At 71.1% G+C, this 21088-nt stretch carries 16 protein-coding genes; 11 read left to right on the top strand and 5 right to left on the bottom strand.

Annotation, left to right across the window (positions count from 1 at the left end):
* The first annotated feature begins 219 nt into the window (after positions 1-219).
* Positions 220-1470: a serine hydrolase domain-containing protein gene (locus ACIF83_RS23340; RefSeq protein WP_399729554.1), complete on the top strand. Its 1251-nt coding sequence runs from the start codon at positions 220-222 to the stop codon at positions 1468-1470.
* Positions 1471-1586: 116 nt separating this feature from the next.
* Positions 1587-2819, top strand: coding sequence for a cytochrome P450 (locus ACIF83_RS23335; protein WP_399729551.1), 1233 nt, complete (start codon positions 1587-1589; stop codon positions 2817-2819).
* A 118-nt stretch (positions 2820-2937) separates the two neighbouring features.
* Here ACIF83_RS23335 and ACIF83_RS23330 read toward each other — a convergent pair whose 3' ends face one another.
* Positions 2938-4476: a helix-turn-helix domain-containing protein gene (locus tag ACIF83_RS23330; RefSeq protein ID WP_399729548.1), complete on the bottom strand. Its 1539-nt coding sequence runs from the start codon at positions 4474-4476 to the stop codon at positions 2938-2940.
* Positions 4477-4793: 317 nt separating this feature from the next.
* On the opposite strand from ACIF83_RS23330, the gene ACIF83_RS23325 reads away from it, so the two are divergent.
* From ACIF83_RS23325 to ACIF83_RS23315, 3 genes are all read left to right on the top strand, one after another.
* Entirely contained in the window at positions 4794-5414 is a 621-nt protein-coding gene (locus tag ACIF83_RS23325) for an L-threonylcarbamoyladenylate synthase (RefSeq protein WP_399729545.1), read from the top strand.
* A 112-nt stretch (positions 5415-5526) separates the two neighbouring features.
* Positions 5527-6282 carry a dienelactone hydrolase family protein gene (locus ACIF83_RS23320; RefSeq protein ID WP_393483274.1) on the top strand — a complete coding sequence of 252 codons (756 nt, stop codon included), beginning with the start codon at positions 5527-5529 and terminating at the stop codon, positions 6280-6282.
* A gap of 148 nt (positions 6283-6430) precedes the next feature.
* A complete protein-coding gene (locus tag ACIF83_RS23315; protein WP_393483277.1) occupies positions 6431-7630 on the top strand; it encodes a glycoside hydrolase family 64 protein in 1200 nt (399 codons plus the stop codon).
* Between the two features lie 55 nt (positions 7631-7685).
* Here ACIF83_RS23315 and ACIF83_RS23310 read toward each other — a convergent pair whose 3' ends face one another.
* On the bottom strand, positions 7686-10079 hold the full coding sequence (locus tag ACIF83_RS23310) for a M4 family metallopeptidase (RefSeq protein ID WP_399729542.1): 2394 nt from the start codon (positions 10077-10079) through the stop codon (positions 7686-7688).
* A 299-nt stretch (positions 10080-10378) separates the two neighbouring features.
* Here ACIF83_RS23310 and ACIF83_RS23305 point away from each other — a divergent pair, with 299 nt between their 5' ends.
* The 4 genes from ACIF83_RS23305 to ACIF83_RS23290 all read left to right on the top strand — a co-directional run bounded on the left by ACIF83_RS23305 (position 10379) and on the right by ACIF83_RS23290 (position 13054).
* Complete coding sequence (locus tag ACIF83_RS23305; RefSeq protein WP_399729539.1) at positions 10379-10684, top strand: hypothetical protein; 306 nt, start codon at positions 10379-10381, stop codon at positions 10682-10684.
* Between the two features lie 24 nt (positions 10685-10708).
* Positions 10709-10912: a MerR family transcriptional regulator gene (locus ACIF83_RS23300; protein ID WP_399729536.1), complete on the top strand. Its 204-nt coding sequence runs from the start codon at positions 10709-10711 to the stop codon at positions 10910-10912.
* Between the two features lie 60 nt (positions 10913-10972).
* Positions 10973-11101: a hypothetical protein gene (locus ACIF83_RS23295; RefSeq protein WP_399729533.1), complete on the top strand. Its 129-nt coding sequence runs from the start codon at positions 10973-10975 to the stop codon at positions 11099-11101.
* A gap of 150 nt (positions 11102-11251) precedes the next feature.
* On the top strand, positions 11252-13054 hold the full coding sequence (locus ACIF83_RS23290) for an alkaline phosphatase family protein (RefSeq protein WP_399729530.1): 1803 nt from the start codon (positions 11252-11254) through the stop codon (positions 13052-13054).
* A 44-nt stretch (positions 13055-13098) separates the two neighbouring features.
* Here the strand turns inward: ACIF83_RS23290 and ACIF83_RS23285 are convergent, their stop codons facing one another.
* Complete coding sequence (locus ACIF83_RS23285) at positions 13099-15504, bottom strand: zinc-dependent metalloprotease (protein WP_399729527.1); 2406 nt, start codon at positions 15502-15504, stop codon at positions 13099-13101.
* 3 nt (positions 15505-15507) lie between these two features.
* Here ACIF83_RS23285 and ACIF83_RS23280 point away from each other — a divergent pair, with 3 nt between their 5' ends.
* Positions 15508-17010, top strand: coding sequence for a metallophosphoesterase family protein (locus ACIF83_RS23280; RefSeq protein ID WP_393483293.1), 1503 nt, complete (start codon positions 15508-15510; stop codon positions 17008-17010).
* Positions 17011-17101: 91 nt separating this feature from the next.
* Complete coding sequence (locus ACIF83_RS23275; protein ID WP_399730173.1) at positions 17102-18181, top strand: LLM class flavin-dependent oxidoreductase; 1080 nt, start codon at positions 17102-17104, stop codon at positions 18179-18181.
* Positions 18182-18334: 153 nt separating this feature from the next.
* On the opposite strand, the gene ACIF83_RS23270 is transcribed toward ACIF83_RS23275, so the two are convergent.
* Both ACIF83_RS23270 and ACIF83_RS23265 read right to left on the bottom strand, forming a co-directional pair.
* Positions 18335-19309, bottom strand: coding sequence for a TauD/TfdA dioxygenase family protein (locus tag ACIF83_RS23270; RefSeq protein WP_399729524.1), 975 nt, complete (start codon positions 19307-19309; stop codon positions 18335-18337).
* 56 nt (positions 19310-19365) lie between these two features.
* Positions 19366-20940 (bottom strand): glycoside hydrolase family 32 protein, encoded by a 1575-nt coding sequence (locus ACIF83_RS23265; RefSeq protein WP_399729521.1) that lies wholly within the window; start codon positions 20938-20940, stop codon positions 19366-19368.
* Positions 20941-21088 lie beyond the last annotated feature (148 nt).

The raw sequence follows: 21088 nt of genomic DNA, 5'->3' as shown, positions 1-21088 counted from the left end.
CGGTACGCTCCGCTCCGCCGGCTCACCGGGTCGGGTGAGCACACCCCTCGAACGGGGCCTTCCGCCGTCCGGCAGGCATCCCTGCACAGGGGCTGCCGGGCCGTCGAGGGGCCCACCCGGCCGACAGGCGCCGCCGGGTGCGCGCTCCTATGCTGGGGGGCCAGGGCTCCGACGTCTCGCCCGCCGCACGTACTGCTCTCACGTGCTTGGAGTCAGCCCATGTCGCATTCATCCGCACGCCTGCGCCGGGGGGCCGCGGTAGCCGTCGTGGTGGGGACACTGATGGTGCCGTTCGGTGGCGCTCCCGCAGGGGCGGCGCCGGTCTCCGTGCCCACCGCGTTCGCCCCCGACCAGCCCACCCCCTCCCCTTCGGGGGCGGAGGTCCGCACGATCACGCCGGACGTGGCCCGCCAACTCGACGCCGCCGTGCAGAGGGTGATGACCGAGGCGAACGTGCCCGGCGTGATGGTCGGCATCTGGACGCCGCACCAGGGCAGCTACGTCAGCTCGTTCGGTGTCGCCGACAAGAGCAGCGGTCGGCCCATGACACCCGACCTGTACCTGCGGATCGGCAGCGAGACGAAGACGTTCACCGTGACCGCGCTGCTGCAGCTGGTGGACCAGGGCAAGGTGGGCCTGGACGATCCGATCGGCAAGTACGTCGACGGGGTGCCGAACGGGAACGAGATCACGCTGCGGCAGCTCGCCGGGATGCGCAGCGGGCTCTTCAACTACACCGCGGACGACGACTTCTTCAAGGCGCTCACGTCCGATCCGCAACGCCCCTTCACGCCCCAGCAGCTGCTCGCCTACTCCTTCAAGCACCCGGTGCTGTTCCCGCCGGGACAGAAGTTCTACTACAGCAACACCAACCTCATCCTGCTCGGCCTGGTCGTCGAGCAGCAGAGCGGACAGCGTCTGGGCGACTACATCCGTCAGCACATCCTGGAGCCCGCCGGGATGAGGAACACCCTGTTCCCGGCCGGCGCGGAGTTCCCCGCCCCGCACGCGCAGGGTTACACGAACCAGACGGCCGACGGCAAGATCGCGGACACGGCCGACTGGAACCCGTCCTGGGCGTGGGCGGCCGGCGCGATGATCTCGACCCAGGACGACCTGCGGGTGTGGGCGCGTACGGTGGCGACCGGCCAATTCCCGGACGGCAACTGGATGGTCAGCCCGGTCACACAGAAGCAGCGCCTCACCACACCGCCCACACCGATCCCGGGGGCGGGGTACGGACTGGGCATCTTCAACGTGCAGGGCTGGATCGGCCACAACGGCTCCCTGCCGGGCTACGAGTCCCTGACCGTCTATCTCCCGGCGGCACAGGCGACCCTCGTGGTGCTGCTCAACACCGACATCGACCACAACGGCCAGGAACCGAGCACCCTGTTCGGCCAGGCGATCACGCAGATCATCTCCCCGAACCACGTCTTCGACCTGCCCGCCGAACCCGCGGCCAGGTAGGTCCCGACCTGGGCGGTTTCCGGTCGAGTCGAGGACGCCCTGTTCGCTGCCGGACGACGACGGTGTGTACTGGAACGCGCCTGCCTCGCGAGAGCCGACCAGCCAGGAGAGCCGTCGTGACCGTCACCGACCGCATCCCGCTCGACCCGTTCGGCACCGACATCGTCGCGGAGAGCGCCCGGTTGCGCGCCCTCGGCCCGGTCGTCCCCGTGGAGCTGCCCGGCGGCATCCCCGCCTGGGCGCCCACCGGGTACGACGTCCTCAGGGAACTGATCCTCGATCCCCTGGTGAGCAAGGACGCGCGCCGGCACTGGCGGCTGTGGCCGCAGACCGGTGAGCGCCCCGCCTGGAGCTGGATCGTGACCTGGGTCGGCGTGGTCAACATGCTGACCACCTACGGTCCCGACCACACCAGGCTGCGCAAGCTGGTGGCGCCGAGCTTCACGCTCCGGCGCACCGAGGCGCTGCGTCCGCGCGTGGCGGGCATCACCGCCGAGCTGCTGGACGCGCTGGCGGCCGAGGGCGCCGACGGCCGCGCGGTCGACCTGCGGGCGGGCTTCGCCCATCCGCTTCCCATGCGCCTGATCTGCGAACTGCTGGGAGTGCCCGACCAGTTGCGCGCGGACGCCGCACGTCTCATCACCGACATCTTCGACACCTCCGACCCGAGCCCGGAGCACGCGGCGTCCGTACAGGAGCGGATCGGCACGGTGCTGGGGGCGCTGCTCGCGTACCGGCGGCAGGAGCCGGGCGACGATCTCACCACGGAGCTGATCCGGGTCCGGGACGAGGACGGCGACCGGCTCTCCGACGAGGAGCTGCTGCACACGCTGCTGCTGGTGGTCGGAGCCGGGTTCGAGACCACCGTCAATCTCATCGGCAACGCGGTCGTCGCCCTGCTGGCGCATCCGGCGCAGCTGGCGGCGGTTCGCTCGGGGGAGACGCGCTGGGAGGGGGTGGTCGAGGAGACGCTGCGGGTGCATCCGTCGGTCGCCGCGCTGCCACTGCGGTTCGCGGTCGCGGATCTGAAGGTCGGGGGCGTGACGATCCCGGCCGGGGACGCGATCATCACGACGTACGCGGCCGCCGGCCTGGACCCGGCGCGCTACGGGACGGACGCGGCCGGCTTCGAAGCGGGGCGTGGCGCCGACGACCATCTGGCGTTCGGCATCGGCGTGCATCGCTGCATCGGCGCTCCGCTGGCCCGCATGGAGGCACTGACCGCGCTGCCGGCGCTGTTCGCCCGCTTCCCGGAGCTGCGTCTGGCCGTCGGTACCGACGAGCTGCGGCAGCTGCCGTCGTTCATCGCCCACGGCTGGCAGGAGGTACCGGTCCGGCTCGGCGGCTGAGACACGTGCGGGGCTCCGACCGGTCCCCCGTTCCGGTCGTGCCCCGCGACTGCTGAACCTACGCGCGGGGACACGGCGGTGGGTATCGCGCCGGTGCCCTTTTCGGGGCGGCGAGGACTCACTCGTGCACAGGGGAGTCCGGTTGGCCCCGGTTCGCCCCTCCGACGGCGGGTGCGGCGAGGGCACCGGTGGCCAGGTGGGCGAGGACGACCTCGTACAGGTCGCTGCCCATGGCCAGCAGCTGGCGTTCCAGAACCGGTTCGGCGGCCCGGACGTGGTCGCGCACGGTCTGGGCGTGCACGCCCAGGTCCCGGGCCGTGCGTTCGGCGTTCGAGTCCGCGGCGATCCAGGCGCGCAGGGTGCCGCGCAGGTCGCGGCCGTCGCCGTCCAGGCGGCCGAGGAGGTCCTGCGCCCACAACCGCAGCGCGGCCGAGGTGAGCAGGTCGCCGAGTCCGTCGGCGGGCGGGCGCGGGGCCGTGCCGTCGGGGTCGTACGGGCCCTGCACCGCCTCGGTGTTGAGCGCGAGACGGACGGCGGCGCGGTTGGTGAGGTGGGAGAAGTCGGTGCCGAGCAGTGCCTCGACGCGGTCCATGCGGGCACGGACGGTGTTGCGGCTGACGCCGAGGACCTTGGCCGCGTTGACGGCGGTGAACTCCAGGCCCAGCCGGGTCGTGGCGAGCAGTTCGGCGCGGATGTGGTGGGGCAGCATGTCGAGAGGGCGCAGCACGCCCGCGGACCAGGCGCGCAGGGCGACGGGATCCATGAGCCGTTCGGGGTGGGTGCGTTCGGCGTAGACGGCCGTCTGGTCCGGGCGGAAGCGGGCGACGGCGAGGGCACTGATGGCCTGCCCGTAGGCGGTGGCGGTCCGGGCGAGGCGCTGACGCAGACTGCCGCCGAGGAAGGTGCCCGGCCGGCCGTCCACGAGGGAGCGCAGCCGGTCCCCCGCCGCCGGCCGGGGGCCGACCACGATGACGTGTCCGTCCATCGCGGGGCAGCGCACGACGAGTGCCAGCCCTTCGGTGATGTGCGCGCAGGCGTCGGCGACCGCGTCCCGCTCGGCAGGCGAGACCTCGACGACGTAGACACACGCGGTGTCCTCCTCGAGCAGGCCCGGCCACAGTCCTGCCGCGACCCGGCGGGCGGAGACGGTGTCCTCCACCATCAGCAGCTGCAGGATGGCCAGTCGCAGGTCGGCAGTGGCCCTCCGCAGCCGGCGCCCGTCGTCCGTCAGCTTCCGTTCCCTCAGGAGGAGTTCGAGGACGGACGCGGTGCGGTTCACGATGTCTGCGGCACGCCGGTCGAAGGGGTCGCGGCGGGCCACGGCGAGCACCGCTCCCGCCGCCGGGTCCCGTTCGGGGTGCCGGATCCCGACCAGGCGGACATGGCGCTCGCCGTCCTCCAGAGCGGCCGCGGAGATCCGGCCGGTGACCACGTCGGCGAGCACGGTGCCGTCGAGCGGCAGGCGCTCACCGGCGAGGAGGCTTCCCCGGGCGTCCTGGAGGCAGACCGTGGCGCCGACGGTCCGTCCGAGCCAGGTGACGACCCGGCGCGGGTCACGGCCGGCGGGACGCAAATGGTCGAGCAGCTGCTCCGCCCACGCGGTGTCGGAGTCACACGGCTGCTGGGCCCGAGGGCCCTCGTCGGCTCGGCCGGCCACGTCGCCCTTCTCCTCGTCGTCGGTTTGACCTCGGCTTTCGAACGTGGACGTTACCCCAAGCGGGGCCGTACGCCTCCCGACGATGGCGAGCGCGCATGCGGCGGCGGAGACACGGCACCCGGGGCCGGGCCTGAGCATCAGCCGCCCTCCCCGCAACTCCATTATCCCAGGCGGCAGTTCGCCAGTCCGCCACCGCGCCCGCATCCGGGCGGCCGCGAGAGCGCGGCCCGCACACCGAGCACCCCGGCCCTCACGGGCGTCGCGGCGCAGCGCGCCGGAGCCGCGCACGGTGCCCGGCGACGGCATAAGCTCGGCGGATGGCGAAGTACTTCGACGTGCACCCCGAGAACCCCCAGCCGCGCAGCATCACTCAGGTCGCCGACGCGGTCCGCTCGGGTGCGCTCATCGCATACCCCACCGACTCCTGCTACGCGCTCGGCTGCCAGCTGGGCAGCCGGGACGGCATCGACCGGATCCGTTCCATCCGCCACCTCGACGACCGGCACCACTTCACTCTGATGTGCCGGGACTTCGCGCAGCTCGGCCAGTTCGTCCGCGTCGACAACGACGTGTTCCGGGCCGTCAAGGCGTCGACTCCCGGCAGCTACACCTTCATCCTGCCGGCCACCCGCGAAGTGCCGCGCATGCTGCAACACCCCAAGAAGAAGACCGTGGGCGTGCGCATCCCCCACCACGTGGTGACCCAGGCGCTGCTGGCCGAGCTGGGCGAACCGCTGCTGTCCAGCACGCTGCTGCTGCCGGACGAGGAGGAGCCGATGACCCAGGGCTGGGAGATCAAGGACCGGCTCGACCACGCGGTGGACGCGGTGGTGGACTCCGGGGACTGCGGGACCGAGCCGACCACGGTCGTGGACTTCTCCAGCGGCGAGGCGGAGATCGTGCGGCGGGGCGCCGGCGACACCTCCCGGTTCGAGTAGAGGGCGGAAGTCCGGTCCCGGCGGTGTGGATCTTGCATGGCAGCATGAGACGTACCCGCAGCACCGAGAGGCATCCGCCTCCCGCCGCTGATGCCTCAGGAGGCTTCTCAGCATGACCGCCGTACAGGGAACAGCCGTCGACATCCCGACCGAGGACGGCTCCGCCGACGCCTACCTGGCCCACCCCGCGGACGGGAACCCGCATCCGGGCGTCCTGCTCTACCAGGACGCCTACGGCCTGCGCCCGCAGCTGAGGGCGATGGCCGACCGGCTCGCCGGCGCCGGTTACACGGTCCTGGTGCCGAACGTCTTCTACCGGCACGGCCGCACCCCGATCGGAGAGCTTCCGGAGTTCATCGACCCCGCGGCCGACCCGACCATCTGGGAGCGGATCGGCCCGGTCATGGCCTCCCTCACCCCCGAGCAGACCCGGCGGGACGCGGACGCCTATCTGGGCTGGCTGGCCGCCAGCCCGCTGGTCGCCGACGGCCCGGTCGCACTGACGGGTTACTGCATGGGCGCCCGCCTGGCGCTGCGCACGGCGGCCACCCATCCCGAGCGGGTGGCCGCGGCGGCCGGCTTCCACGGCGGCCGGCTGGCCACCGACGCCCCGGACAGCCCGCACCGCGGTGCCGAGCACGTCACCGCAGAGCTGTACTTCGGCCACGCCGACCAGGACCGGTCCATGCCCGAGGAGCAGATCCGTCTCCTGACGGACACGCTCACGGCCGCCGGCGTACGGAACACCTGCGAGGTCTACCCGGGGGCGCAGCACGGTTACACGCAGGCCGACACTCCCGCCTACGACCGGCAGGCCGACGAGCGGCACTGGGGGGCACTTCTCGACCTGCTGAAGCGCACCTTCTGAGGTCTACGGGGCGCCCGCCAAGCGGCGGGCGCCGCCCGGATCCCGTCCAACTCATTGACATGCACCCGCCTGACAGCAACTCTGAGAGCGCTCTCAAACAGGTACGGACCAATGTCCGTACGACCCCGACCCCACACGGAGGTGGAGAGTGCCCCCCAGCATCACACGCCCCGCGCTGCCCCTGGCGGCCGCGGCGGCCCTGGTCGGCGGACTGCTCACGCTGGTCGCACCGGACCACGCCGGTGCCGCCGTACCGGACACCATCCCACTGAAGATCACCAACAACTCGGGCCGCTCCGACCCGGTGTACGTCTACGACCTCGGCACCGAGCTGTCCTCGGGACGGCAGGGCTGGGCCGACGCGAACGGCACCTTCCACGCCTGGCCGGCGGGCGGCAACCCGCCGACTCCCGCGCCGGACGCGGCGATCGCGGGACCCTCCGCCGGGCAGTCGAAGACGATCCGCATCCCGAAGTTCTCCGGCCGGATCTACTTCTCCTACGGCCAGAAGCTCGACTTCCGGCTGACCACCGGCGGGCTGGTGCAGCCGGCCGTGCAGAACCCGTCCGACCCCAACCGGAACATCCTGTTCAACTGGTCGGAGTACACGCTGAACGACTCGGGGCTGTGGCTCAACAGCACCCAGGTGGACATGTTCTCGGCGCCGTACGCGGTCGGCGTGCAGCGGGCCGACGGCGGTGTGAGCAGCACCGGGCACCTCAAGTCCGGTGGCTACACCGGCTTCTTCAACGCGCTGCGCGGACAGCCGGGCGGCTGGGCGAACCTGATCCAGACGCGCTCCGACGGCACCGTGCTGCGGGCGCTGTCACCGCTGTACGGCGTGGAGACCGGGGCACTGCCGGCGAACGTGATGGACGACTACGTCAACCGGGTCTGGCAGAAGTACTCGACGTCGACCCTCACGGTCACGCCGTTCGCCGACCAGCCGGGCACCAAGTACTACGGCCGGGTCTCGGGGAACGTCATGAACTTCACCAACTCCTCCGGCGCGGTCGTCACCAGCTTCCAGAAGCCGGACGCGTCCAGCATCTTCGGCTGTCACAAGCTGCTGGACGCCCCCAACGACGCCGTGCGCGGCCCCATCTCCCGCACGCTGTGCGCCGGGTTCAACCGCTCCACCCTGCTGGTGAACCCCGACCAGCCGGACACCTCGGCGGCGAACTTCTACCAGGACCCGGTGACCAACCACTACGCACGCAAGATCCACGCGCAGATGGCCGACGGCAAGGCGTACGCGTTCGCCTTCGACGACGTCGGCAACCAGGAGTCGCTGGTCCACGACGGCAGTCCGCAGCAGGGCTATCTGACGCTGGATCCGCTCTCCTGACATGCCACGGTCCCGCACCCGGAAGCCTCCGGTGTGCGGGACCGCGACGTGGGGGTCAGCCGGTCGTCAGGGCGGTGTCGTCCACGACGAAGCTGGTCTGGAGCGAGGAGTCCTCGACTCCGTTGAACTTCAGCGTGACCGTCGAGCCCGCCAGCGAGGACAGGTCGAAGGACTTCTGGCTGTAGCCGGAGGCCTTGTTGAGGTTCGAGTACGTCGCCAGGGTCTTCGAACCGGCGGTCACCGTCAGCTTGTCGTACTGGGTGCTGCTGGTGGTCTCGGCGGTGTCGATGTGCAGGTAGAAGGTCAGGGTCGCCTTGCAGCCCGCGGGGATCGTCACCGACTGGGACAGGGTGTCGGTGTGCGAGGAGCCGTAGCCGTCGAGCCACGCCTTGTAGGAGCCGCTGTGGGCCGCCTCACCGCTGTCGGTTCCGATGACCCCGCTGGTCGCCGTCCAGCCCGTGCTGCCCGACTCGAAGCCCGGGTTGCTGAGCAGCTGGGTCGACGAGCAGCCGCCACCGGTGGAGCTGACCGTCCAGCCGAAGGTCGCGGTGCCGGTCGCGCCGGTGGAGTCGGTCACCGTGACCGTGGTGCTGGAGCTGCCCGCGGTGGTGGGCGTGCCGGAGATCAGGCCGGTCGAGCTGTTGATCGACAGACCGGCCGGCAGCCCGGAGGCGCTGTAGGTGAGGGCACCGCTGTTGGTGCTGCTCGCCTGGATCTGCAGACTGACCGCGGTGCCGACGGTGGCGCTCTGGCTGCCCGGGTTGGTGACCGTCACTCCGTTGCTGGGCGGGGTGATGTGGCCGCCCACGTTGATACCGGCGAAGGCGTTGCCCACCCCGGCGTACTGGGTGGAGTTGGTGCCGTAGAGCGCGGCGGCCGCGTTGAGGGCCGCGGTGCGGGCGGCGGCGTAGTCCGTGCTCGACGTCATGTACGACGTCAGCGCCTTGTACCAGATCTGCAGGGCCGCGGCCCGGCCGATGCCGGTGACGGCGACGCCGTCGGAGGTCGGGCTGTTGTAGGTGACGCCGTTGATGACCTTGGTGCCGCTGCCCTCGGACAGCAGGTAGAACATGTGGTTCGCGGGGCCCGAGGAGTAGTGCACGTCGAGGTCGCCGACGCCGGAGTACCAGCTGTCGGCGGATCCGCCGTCCTTGCTGGGCTTGTCCATGTAGCGCAGCGGGGTGCCGTCGCCGTTGATGTTGATCTTCTCGCCGATGAGGTAGTCGCCGACGTCCGAGCTGTTGTTGGCGTAGAACTCCACGCCGGTGCCGAAGATGTCGCTGGTGGCCTCGTTCAGGCCGCCGGACTCACCCGTGTACTCCAGGCCCGCGGTGTTGGAGGTGACACCGTGGCTCATCTCGTGGCCCGCGACGTCGAGCGAGGTCAGCGGGTCGTTGTTGCCCGAGCCGTCGCCGTAGGTCATGCAGAAGCAGCTGTCGTCCCAGAACGCGTTCACGTACGCGTTGCCGTAGTGGACGCGGGAGTAGGCGCCGACGCCGTCGTTCTTGATGCCGCTGCGGCCGAAGGTGTTCTTGTAGAAGTCCCAGGTGACCGCGGCACCGTAGTGGGCGTCCGCGCCCGCGGTGGCGGCGTTGGACGTGGTGCCGTTGCCCCAGGTGTCGTTGGTCTGGGAGAACAGCGTGCCGGTGCCCGAGGTGCCGTGGTTCAAGTTGTACGTCTTGTGGCCGCCGCGCGCCCCGTCGGTCAGCGTGTAGTTCGACCCCGACTGGGTCGTGGTCAGCGTCACCTGGCCGCTGTACTGCGTGTTGCCGGTGCCCGTCTTGACGGCCTGGTAGCGGTACAGCTCCTTGCCGGTGGTGGCGTCGGTGACGACGTGGAGCCGACTGGGCGTGCCGTCGTCCTGGAAGCCGCCGACCACCGTCTCCCAGGCGAGCTTCGGGGTGCCGTTGCCGGCCCAGATCACCTTGCGGGCGCTGTCGGCGGTGGCCTTCTTCCCGTCGAGGGCCTTCGCGGTCTTGAGGGCCTTGGTCTCGGCGGCGGACTTGGTGAAGGTCGCGGCGGTGGAGGTGACCTTGATCCTGTGCTTGTTGTTGAAGGTCGTGCTCACCGTGCCCGCGGCCAGGGAGGCGGGCGGAGTGTGCACGACGAGGTCGCCACCGAGGACCGGCAGGCCGGCGTAGGTGCGTTCGTAACGCGTGTGCAGGGTGCCGTCGTTGTCCTTGACGACGTCCTTGACGACCAGCTTCTCCTTGGCGCCGAGCCCGAGCGTGCGGGCCGTCGCGGCGGTCTTCTCCTTGGCGCTCTTCATCAGCGCGGAGTGCTGGGCGGGGCTGAGCTCGGCCTCCAGGCCTCCGGTGCGAAGGGGGCTCGGGTGGGGGCCTGCGGGCTTGGCGGTCGCCGGGACCGACTGGATGCCGACGGCGAGGAAGGCGGCGGTGGAGACCAGTGCGGCTCCGACCGTGGCCCGTCTGTGGGGAAGACGTCTCACTCGTACTCCTCCTGCTGCGGCCGCCGGGTCGCGGCCGGTGACAGACCGGACAGACGGGTGTGCTGCCCGGGACGAGCTGAGCTGTGCGGGGACCGTTATCCGTGCACACACTTGGAGGATCCGTGTGCGGGGGGAGGATTTCAGTTTTGACCCGCACATGTCAGCCATGGCGGGGGCAATCGAGGGTTTTCCCTATGCCGGCGGGGCAGCCCGGGACACTCCCGTAGGTATGGCCCCCAAGTGTTCTCGCAGGAACCGGACCTGATGGTCCAGAAGGTTTCCGGCCAGGCCGTACCGCGGTGTGCGGGGCGCTCAACCGGCAGCGCACGGGCCGTCCCGACGACGGGCCCGGCGATCTGCTCGGCGTCGCCGGCAAGCGCCTGACGATTGGGGGCTTCACCCTGTTCGACCATCTGGACCGGGCCGCGGAGTTCGGTGAGCAGTTCCGCGGCTGGCTGCGGGAGGGCTCCATCGTCTACGACGAGACGGTGGTCGAAGGGCTGGCGAGCGCGCCGCAGGCACTCCTCGACCTGGTCGGCGGCCGGTACACCGGAAGGACCGTCGTTCGCCTCGTCGGAGCTCGTGCGTCAACGCCGGCAGCCTGAACGGAACTTCACGGGAGAGACACGATGCTCATCGGCGAGTTGGCGGAACGCACCGGTACCACGACCCGCGCCCTGCGCTACCACGAGGAGCAGGGGCTGCTGGAATCCGGCCGGACCCCGGCGGGGTACCGCGTCTACGGCCCCGCCGCGGTGACCCGGGTCCGCAACGTCCGCGACCTGCTGGTCTCCGGGTTCACCGTCGAGGACGTGAAGTCGTTCGTCCGCTAGCTCGACACCGATCCACCCGAGGTCTTCGCCTACTCGGAGGCGTGCGCCGACGCCTACGCCGTGGGCGCACACCGGGTGGCCGAGCTGGAGGAGAGGATCGCGTCCCGCACCCGGGTGCGGGACGTCCTCGTCCGTCGGATGCCCTGGCCGGCGGCGCCCGGCGATGCCCCGAAGCAGGGCGCCGCCTGACCGACACCATGCCAACTTGTCTGGTCAAGTTTGGTCTCGGTTCTTCCGTTCGACAGCGCAGACCGATACCCATGTCCCGTTCATCGTGCACAGCCGGGCCCCAAGGCCCTCACCCTCACCACACCCTCTTGAACGGGACGAGGTACACGCATGCGACTGCGCTGGAGATCCCTCGGCGGGCTCCTGGCCCTCCTCGGCGCACTGATCGTCTCCGCTCCCCCGGCCCACGCGGCCGGGAGCAGCGGCAATCTGATCGTCAACGGCGACGCGGAGGCCGGAGGTTACTGCACCGACGACTGGTCCGCGGCCACCACGGTGCCCGGCTGGACCACCCAGGCCGGCGGCCCGGACGTCATGTGCCACACCGCCGGATCCTTCGGGCTGCCCGGCGACGGCAAGACCGCCGGCAAGGCCTTCTTCGGACCGGGCAACTTCGGTGACGGCTCGATGTCGCAGACCGTGGACGTCTCCTCGGCGGCCACGGCCATCGACGGCGGCGGCGTGAGCTACAACCTCTCCGGCTGGCTGGGCGGCTGGACGGTCTACGGCGGCTATGTCGCCGTCGGCCTGCACTTCCAGGACGCGAGCGGTCACCCGCTGGGCGCGACGGCCAAGCTGCCGACGGTCTCCGCGTCCGACCGGGGCCTGGCCACCAAGTTCCTGTCCCGCAGCACCACCGGCCAGGTGCCCGCCGGAACCCGGTCGATCCAGGTCGAGGTGCAGTTCCTGTCGACGTCGCACGAGACCGGCTATCTCGACAACCTCTCCCTCACCCTGAACACCCCGGTCACCGCGCCGGCGCCGCTCACCCCGCCCGTGTCCCGGGTGCCCGGCTACGACCACGTGTTCATGGTCATGATGGAGAACACCGACTACTCCGAGGTCATGAACGACCCGGCCGACACGCCCTACATGCACAGTCTGATGAACCAGGGCGCGACGCTGACCGACTTCCACGGCGTCTACCACCCGAGCGACGAGAACTACCTCGCCGTCGCGGGCGGTGACACCTACGCCAAGGGCGCCACGTACTGGCCCAACATCAACTCCCCGCAGCGCAACCTGGGCGACACCCTGGAGGACGCCGGGAAGACCTGGAAGGCCTACGAGCAGGGTATGGGCACGCCCTGCAACACCAAGAACAACAACGACAGTTACTACGAGCCCGACGACGCCCCGTTCATCAACTACACCGACGTCAGCGGCAACGCGTCGCGTTGCGCCGCCCACCTGTTCGACACCTCGCAGCTGACCACCGACCTGCAGTCGGCCGCGACCACGCCGAACTTCTCCTGGATCGCCGCCGACGACTACTACGACGGCGAGGCCTCCGGCAACGGCAGCGCCACCAGCCTGAAGACGCAGGACGGCTGGCTGAAGCAGACCCTCGCCCCGGTACTGTCCTCCCCCGCCTGGACCCAGCAGCGCTCGCTGCTCGTCCTGACCTGGGACGAGAGCCAGAGCGAGGCCTACAACCACATCGTCACCACGGTCGTCGGCTCGCAGGGCACCGTCCCGGCCGGCACCAGCAGCCCGGCCCACTACGACCACTACGGCATCGCCCGCACCATCGAGTCGGCCCTCGGCCTGCCCGGTCTGACCGCCAACGACACCTACGCGACGCCGCTCAACGCCGCCTTCGCACCGTCCACCGCGACCGCGCCGACGCTCACCGGTGACCTGAACGCGGTCGCGAACGGCGGCAACGTCACCTTCCGGTACTCGGTTCCGTCCGCCGCGCAGATCAGCGCGAAGAACTGGATCGGCGTCTACCCGGCCGGTGTCACCCCCGGCCAGCGGTCCGCACTGACCTGGGCCTACACGCCCAACGCCAGCGGCGCGGCCACCTTCTCCACCGGCAAGCTCAACGGCGCGGGCAAGTACGACGTGTACTACCTCGCCAATGACGGCTACTCGGTGTTGGCCGGGCCGTTCTCGCTGACCGTGGACTGATCGAGACCGTGGGCTGATCAGGGCTGTGGACTGATCAGGCACCCTCAGTTCGGCGCCCCGGGCGGTACCCGGGGCAGCGGGTCGAGCCTCACCGTGCGTGGGTCGGCCAGGTAGGCACCGACCGACCTGGCCGCCTCACGCCGCTGTTCCCCGCCCTGCACGCGCAGAGTGTCGGCGAGTCGCCGCAGGGCCTCCCGGAGGGTGGCCCTGACCGGAGCGTGCAGCCCGGGCGATTCGAGGACGGTGAGCAGATGGTTCAGGACGGTCCAGTCGGCCGTCTGCTGCACGCCCTCCCCGCCCGGCACCTGTGCGGCGCCGTCCTCCTCGTCGCGCAGCCAGGTCACGGCCAGCAGCGCGTCCACGACATCCCCGACGCCCGGCATGGCCGGGTCCTCGGCGTGCTGCCACGCCACGCGGCCGAGCCGCGCGGGATCGAGCAGTTCGGCGGTGACGAGGGTGACAGCGGTGCGTACCGCCTCGAAGGGGTCGGACAGCCGTCCGGTGCGGGTGTCGAAGTACTGGTCGGTCCGCTCGTACCGGACGGCGGGCGGGGTGAGGGCGTCCAACACGGATCCAGGGAGAGCGAGTTGATCGGTCCGGAGCAGCTCGGCCAGACGGTTCAGGGCGGTCCGCTGGGTGGCCGCGTCGACGGCCTCCACGCCCGGGCCGTCGTCCCCGGCCTGCGCATAGCCGTACCGGACCCCGCCGACGAGGCGGGCCACGGCAGTGACCTCGTGACGGTGGAGCAGGTGCAGCAGCACCGCCCGTTCCTCCAGTTCACCGGTCTGCCGCCCGGGCGGCAGCACCCCACGTGAGAAACCCTCCATGGCGATGCGGCGCACCCGCAGCACGGTCTCCAGGGTGCGGAGCGCGTCTCCCCCGGTCACCCAGGGCACGCCGTCCGGGTGCGCTGCCGCGGTGCCCTGGGCGTCCACGTCGCTCACATAGATCAGGCCCGCCACCGCGACCTCGCGGCGCAGCGCGGTCAACTCGCCTTCCTCGTCGGCGAAGTGTCCGTAGCCATGAGCGACGAGGAAGTGGTCCCAGGGGCCTGGGCCGGTGGGGTAGGCGTCGGTGAGATCGAGGTCGCCGGTGTCGGTCACGGTGACGCGGGCGTGCGGGTAGTCCATGACGGACGGTGCCGGGTGCCGTGTACTGGCGAAGTTGTGCATGAACCCGAGGGCGTGGCCGATCTCGTGCGCGGCGAGCAGGCGGAGCCGGGCGAGCACCAACTCCTCGACTGTGGCGAGGCGTTCTGCTTCGTCGGGGCGGCCGTACGGGGCGAGCAGCGCCTCGCCGAGGGCGCGGACCTGGTCGAGGCGCTGGGAGCCGAGCCGGACTCGGGCGTGCAGGATCTCACCGGTGCGCGGGTCCGTCAGGCCCTGCCCCAGGGACCAGCCGCGGCCGGAACGGTGCACCCACACCACGCCGTTGACCTCCGGGTCGTGCGGGTCGAAGTCGTCGCCCGCGGCCTCCACGCGGTAGGCGTCCGGCAGACCGATCCGGGCGAAGGCCTGCCGCCACCAGTTGCCGCCCTCGACGACCGCCGTACGGAAGGGCTCGGGGACGGCAGGGTCGACGCGGAAGACGATGGGCGCGCCAGCGGGCTCGGCACGGAACCGGGGCTGGACCTTCACCTGGGTGTCCGCACGACCGGCCAGGCCGTGGTCGGCCCACCCGACGCCGTAGCTGCCGGAGGCCGGGTGGTAACGGCGCGCGGGCAGAGGGAACTTGGGCAGGCGCAGAAGGACCAACTGCTGGACGACGGTCACCGCGCGCGGGTCGGCGGCGACCGCCCGGAGGGCCGGGCCGCGGCCGGGACCCCGGAAGGTGAGCAGGGCGGGCAGGCGGGTGGCGTCCGGACCGGTGCGGCTGTCGGCGACGAGCGGGAGACTCGTTGCGGCGTCGAGGGCGTACTCGCCCTGCCCCTCGTCCTCCAGGTGCTCGGCGACACGGTCGTGGTCGTACAGGACGAGCCCGGTCGCGTCCACGACGACCGCTCCCGCCTCCTCCCGCAGCACCGGTCCGCTCCACACCACGGACACGGCGAAGGACTCCTGACCCGCCCGCACGGCGGCCGGCTCGCCGCTGGTCAGGAAGTGCTTGTTGCGTACGAGGAGCAACACCCGGCCGCCCGCCCGGCGGAACTCCGCGAGGCGGGCCTTGCCCGCCCGGCCCCGGTCCAGCTGCAGCTCGCTGGAGCCGACGCCCTGGGAGAGGGAGACGGTGAGCAGGAACGGCTCGTCGAAGTGGCGGATGCCCAACAGCAGCCGCTCCGGGCCGCTTTCGTGATCGGGTACGAGGTCGAGGAAGTCGGGGGCGGAGGTGTCGTCGCCGGTCATGCGGGCCTCTCGGTCGGTGCGGGTCCGGGAACGCTCGGTGCGGGTCCGGGGACGCATCGTGTCAGGCCCCGCCCTGCGGGCCGTGATCGGCACGTTGTTACCGTGCATCGCGTGTCTGACTCCTCACGCGATACCGCACAGGGCGCCGGCTGGGGCGCGGCCGAACGCGGCGCCTACCAGCAGCTGATGCCCGACCACGTCGAGAAGCTGTCGTGGCTGAACCCGAGGACCCTGTGGGCCGCCCGCAACGGGGTGCTGGCGTCCTGGTTCGGCGACCCGACGGGCCGTATCCGCAGCCGCCTGGTGGCCCGGCAGGCCGAGGCGGGGGCTCCCGTCGACAAGGTGGTCCGGCGGGAGGTGCCGGACCGGTTCTCCTTCATGGTCATCGGGGACACGGGAGAGGGCGACGACTCCCAGTACGCCGTCGTGCCGGGCTTTCTGAAGGCTGGTCAGGACTCGGAGTTCGCGGTGATCGCGAGCGATGTCATCTACCCCGTCGGCAGCGCGGACGACTACGCCACCAAGTTCTTCCAGCCGTACCAGGACTACCCGGCCCCCATATACGCGATACCGGGCAACCACGACTGGTACGAGGACCTCGGCGCGTTCATGCGCGTCTTCTGCGCCGACGCCCCGCCGCCGGCCCCCGAGCCCACGCCCCGCCCGCTCACCGGTGCCTGGTGGCAGAACCTGCTCTGGCACCGGCCGCGCCCGGGGGACGGGCAACGCCTGGCCGAGGCACGGAAGTTGCGGTCGGCGCCGGGGCAGCAGGCCGTTCAGCCGGGGCCGTACTGGGCGATCGACGCCGGTCCGGTGCGGATCGTCGGCATCGACACCGGGCTGCTCGGCACGATCGACGCCGAACAGGGCGCGTGGCTGCGGGAGGTCTCCCGCGGGCCGAAGCCGAAGATCCTGATCACCGGCTCGCCGCTGTACGTGGACGGCGAGCACCACCCCTGTGCCATCGAGGGCGGCGGCACGGTCGACGACATCGTCCGCGACCCGGCGCACCACTACGTGGCCGCGATAGGCGGCGACATCCACAACTACCAGCGCTATCCGGTCGACGTGGACGGCCGGACCATCCAGTACGTGGTCTCGGGCGGCGGTGGCGCGTTCATGCACGCCACGCACACCATCCCGCGCGTATCGGTCGCGGGCGTCACCGAGCGGGACTTCCGCTGCTATCCGCTGCGCGGCGACTCGCTGGCCTTCTACAGCCGCCTGTACGGCCGCCGCCTGCACCTGCGCCGCTTCTTCACGCTCACCGAGTCCGAGGCGACGGCCGTCATCGCCGAACGGCTGGGCATCGAACCGGGCCGGGCACCTGGCCCGGACACCCGGGTCACCCGGCGCACCCGCCTGGTCGCGAGCCTGCTGGGCACCGGCGGCCGCCCCGACCGCACCTCCCGCTTCCGGCTGCCCGTGCGCAAGCTGTACACCCAGCTGTTCTCGCCCGGCTCGGCCACCTACAGCCCGCCGTTCTTCAAGTGCTTCCTGCGCCTTGACGTCACCCCGGAGGCGGTACGGCTGCGCTGCTTCGCGGCGACGGGCAACCGCGTCCAGGAACTCGATCCGCCGGTCGAGGACGAGGTCACCATCCCGCTGAACTGATCACACGGTTGTCACACTCGCCTGCCAGAATCGGGGCAGGGCCGACGCCAGAACCGTGGGCGGAGCCGACGTACGACCGCTGGAGGAGCCCGTGCCGTCCACCGCCCGCCCGCTGCGCAAGCTGGGCTTCCTCACCATCGGTCTGTTCGACGCGGCCGACCCTGGCCGGGGCCACGAGACCACGCTCGAGATCATCGAGCTGGGCGAGCGGCTGGGCTTCGACAGCGCCTGGGTCCGCCACCGGCATCTGCAGTACGGCATCTCGTCCCCGGTCGCGGTGCTGGCGGCGGCCTCACAGCGCACCCGGCGCATCGAGCTGGGCACCGCGGTGATTCCCCTGGGCTGGGAGAACCCGCTCCGCCTCGCCGAGGACCTGGCGACCGTGGACATCCTGTCCGGCGGCCGGCTGAACCCCGGCGTCAGCGTGAGCCCGCCGATCCACTACGAGCAGGTCAAGGAGGCCCTGTACCCGGACACCGCGGACGCCGAGAACTTCGGCTACGAGCGGGTACGCCGCCTTCTCGACTTCGTGCGCGGCAAGCCGGCCGGCGACTTCAGCGGGGCGGAGGGCTTCGAGGCCACGCGGGGGCAGTCGCCCATCGAATACAGCTCGGACGTGGTCCAGCCGCACTCCGCCGGACTCGGCCGACGCCTGTGGTACGGCGGCGGCAGCCTCGGCTCGGCGCGTTGGGCGGGCGAGCACGGCATGAACTTCCTGACCAGCAGCGTGGTGAAGGCCGAGAATCCGGAAGGACCGCTGGACTTCGCGGAGATCCAGCTGTCCCAGATCCGCGCCTTCCGTGCCCGCCACCCCGACGGGGACGCGGCCCGCGTCTCCCAGGGCCTGGTGGTGATCCCCACCGACTCCGCAAGCCCCGAGCAGCGGGCCAAGTACGAGGCGTACGCCGCCAAGCGCCTCCCCCGGACAGCCTCCCCACAGGGCCCGGCGCGACTCCTCTTCGCCCCGGACCTGGTCGGCACCTCCGACGAACTCGCCGAGCGCCTGCACGCGCACGCCGCGTTCCGCGAGATCGACGAGGTGGCGTTCGCGCTGCCGTTCACCTTCGCGCACGAGGACTACGTCCAGATCTTGACGGACATGGCGACGAAACTGGGCCCGGCGCTGGGGTGGCGGCCGGCGGGCCGATCCCGCGTGTCGCCAGGATCTTGATCCGGCCGGCGCGGGGTTCGCACCCCGCTGACCAGGTCGGTCACCACCTGCGGCGAGGTCACGCTGCACCTCGCCGACATCCCCTCCTCCACCCCGACCGGCATGGCCCCGGGCTTCAGCACCGAGGATCTCCCTACGACCGCCCGCATCCGGTCACCAGCGGCCCACCTCCGTACCGGTGACCGGCTCGGACGGTCTGCCGTCCACGCCCACCGGTACGTCTCCCGCGAGCATCACCCGGTGCATGATCCGTGGAAAGCCCAGATGGGCGTTGTCGCTGGGGGCCAGATGGATGCTGGACCGGTTGTCCCAGAAGGCGACGCTGCCGGGCTCCCACCGGAAGCGGACCGTGTACTCGGGGCGGACCGCCTGTGCCAGCAGCATCTCCAGCAGTGCCGCGCTCTCGGGGCGGGAGACGTCGGTGATCTGCTCCAGGTAGTAGCCGTTGACGAACAGCACACGCTCGCCCGTCTCCGGGTGCACGCGCACCAGCGGGTGCACCGAGGCGACCTGGTGGTCCAGGAGGTGCCGAACGTACCCGTCGTCGCCGGGCCGCGGCTGGTAACCGACGCCGAGCCGGTGCTCGGCACGCAGCCCGTCCACGAAGGCACGGACCGGCTCCGACAGCCCGGCGTAGGCGGCGGCCAGGTTGGCCCAGGTGGTGTCGCCGCCGTAGGGCGGTACGGTCTCGGCGCGCAGGATGGTCGCGGCCGGCGGGTCGACGCGGGCGCCGTGGTCGCAGTGCCAGCCGCGCAGCAGGGTGTGGCGACGGCGCCGCAGCCACTCCTCGTGCTCCATACCGAAGCGCCCGCCCAGCTCCAGCCGGTCGGCGGTGGTCTCCACCTCCGGGAAGTCCGACGGCGAGGCACTGCCACGCCGACCGAGAACGACGGGCTCACCGAAGCGGCGGGCGAGGGCCACGTGCCCCTGGTGGTCCAACTCCTGCCCACGGAAGAACACCACCTTCCAGCGCAGCACCGTCTCACGCATCAGCGCGACCACGGCGTCGTCGAGGGGCCCGGCGAGGTCGACGCCGGTGATCTCGGCACCGATGTGCCCGGCGACCGGATGCACCTCGACACCTTTGATCCGCTCCGTCTGCTCCGCCGTGTCCCTGTGCGTCGTCATGTGCGCTCCGATGGTCGTCCGAACCGGCTCCACGGAGATCGTGACACCGTGTGCCCTCAGACCGCGAACTCCCGTACGACCGTGTTCCGGAAGACGGCCGGGCCACCGATGGTGAAAAGCGCCAGCCGGTCGTCCACGAGATACGGAAACACCTCCGACGAGTGCACATACCGCCCGTCGTCCACGAACATCTCGACGGACGTGCGGTCGACGAGGATCCGCAGCCGCACCCGCCTCGCGGACGGGTCGAACGGCGAACGGCTCTCCTGCCGGTTGCCGCTGGTGTCGGGGTTGACGGTGCCGCGCCGGTTGAGGAAGGCGAAGTCGTCGTAGACGCCGGCGTCGATGTGCCGTCCGCCGTCCGGTGAGCGGCGCAACTGGACTCCGGCGCCGGTGAGTCGGGACCAGGTGATCTCCGTGGTCAGCTCGTAGGAGACGCCCGTGCAGTCGAGGAGGCGGGTGCCGTCGACGGTGAGGTCGCCGAGGTTCAGCGTGCGGGAGACGTACGAGTCGAGGGCGGCGACCGGCCGGGAGGCGAGGTAGTAGGCGCCTGAGGCGGACTTCCTGAGCGTGACCTCGCGGACGACGGAGTCGGTGCCGTTGAAGCCGTCGGCGTCGATGGTGGGGGTGGTCTGGGCGTAGGCCCAGTTGTTCAGCCAGCCGAGGGCGTACCGCGCGGCGGGGTCCACCGATCCCACCGCGTCCCGCTTCTCGAAGGTGACCGCCCCGTACCAGTCCCAGCCGTGGTCGAGCCACTGCGGATCGGCCGAGTCGGCCGTGAACGCGCCGCCGTCGAAGGAACCGGTCCAGTACGCGTACGTGTTGGGCTGCCCGAACCCGGTGCCGTCGGCGCTCGCGCCCAGCACCCACTTCCCGGTGCCGTCGTCGGCGGTGATGCGGAACAGGTCGGGGCACTCCAGGACGCCGACGCCGTCCTTGACGAAACCGCCCGCGTACGTCCAGGACTTGAGGTCGCCCGAGTGGTAGAAGCCGATCTTGTCGTGCTCGGCCAGGGCCATCACCCAGCGGTCGCGGTCCTCGTCGCGGATCACCTTGGGGTCACGGAAGTCGGCCACGCCCGGGTTGGGCAGGACGGGGCCGGTGCCGTGGTTGGTGAAGGTGCGGCCGCCGTCGGTCGAGTAGTACAGGAACTGCTCCTGGTGGTCGGTGCCGCCGCCGGGCGACATCGTGACGACGGCGACCACCGCGCCCGCACCGAAGCCCGCCGTGTCGCCCGCGTCGACCACGGCCGAGCCCGACCACACATCGCCGTTGACCGTGGTGTCCTTCGGCACGGCGACGCCCCGGTCGGTGAAGGAGACCAGGTCGGTGGTCGTGGCCAGGCGCCAGGCGGTGCCCGCCTCGCCGCCGGCCAGGTAGTCGGCGTTGTAGAGGTAGTAGTAGTGATACTCGCCGTCGATCCAGACCGGGCGCTGCGGATCGTTCTTCCACTGGTCGGGGACGGTGAAGTGGTAGTCGGCACGGTAACTGACGCAGCTGCCGGACGACTTGCGCCCGGCACTCCCCGCCTCCGGCCTCGGCCTCGCCGCCGCGGACGCTGCGGGCAGCAGCGCCGCGGCCGCTCCCGCCCCCGACCCGGCGAACAGTGCTCTCCTGGTCAACCCACGCATCACAGCACGCCCCTCTCGTGACGAACACCCGTCGCTGCGGCTCAGGACGGCAGCCCATGTGGCACCAGGACTGTAGACCTAACTCGTTAAAGGTCAAGCGTTCGCACACCTTGACAGGGGTGTGACCCGCTTCTCATCATCTGGGGCG

Origin of the sequence: Streptomyces sp. NPDC085866 (genome assembly GCF_044541035.1) — a bacterium.
Lineage (GTDB): Bacteria > Actinomycetota > Actinomycetes > Streptomycetales > Streptomycetaceae > Streptomyces.
Note: the sequence above shows the minus strand (reverse complement) of the source record. Positions and strands in the feature narration are given on the sequence as shown.

Coding starts and splice junctions, on each gene's coding strand:
- ACIF83_RS23340 (WP_399729554.1), top strand. CDS start 220: ATGTCGCATTCATCCGCACGCCTGCGCCGGGGGGCCGCGGTAGCCGTC.
- ACIF83_RS23325 (WP_399729545.1), top strand. CDS start 4,794: ATGGCGAAGTACTTCGACGTGCACCCCGAGAACCCCCAGCCGCGCAGC.
- ACIF83_RS23320 (WP_393483274.1), top strand. CDS start 5,527: ATGACCGCCGTACAGGGAACAGCCGTCGACATCCCGACCGAGGACGGC.
- ACIF83_RS23300 (WP_399729536.1), top strand. CDS start 10,709: ATGCTCATCGGCGAGTTGGCGGAACGCACCGGTACCACGACCCGCGCC.
- ACIF83_RS23290 (WP_399729530.1), top strand. CDS start 11,252: ATGCGACTGCGCTGGAGATCCCTCGGCGGGCTCCTGGCCCTCCTCGGC.
- ACIF83_RS23285 (WP_399729527.1), bottom strand. CDS start 15,504: ATGCACGGTAACAACGTGCCGATCACGGCCCGCAGGGCGGGGCCTGAC.
- ACIF83_RS23270 (WP_399729524.1), bottom strand. CDS start 19,309: ATGACGACGCACAGGGACACGGCGGAGCAGACGGAGCGGATCAAAGGT.
- ACIF83_RS23265 (WP_399729521.1), bottom strand. CDS start 20,940: ATGCGTGGGTTGACCAGGAGAGCACTGTTCGCCGGGTCGGGGGCGGGA.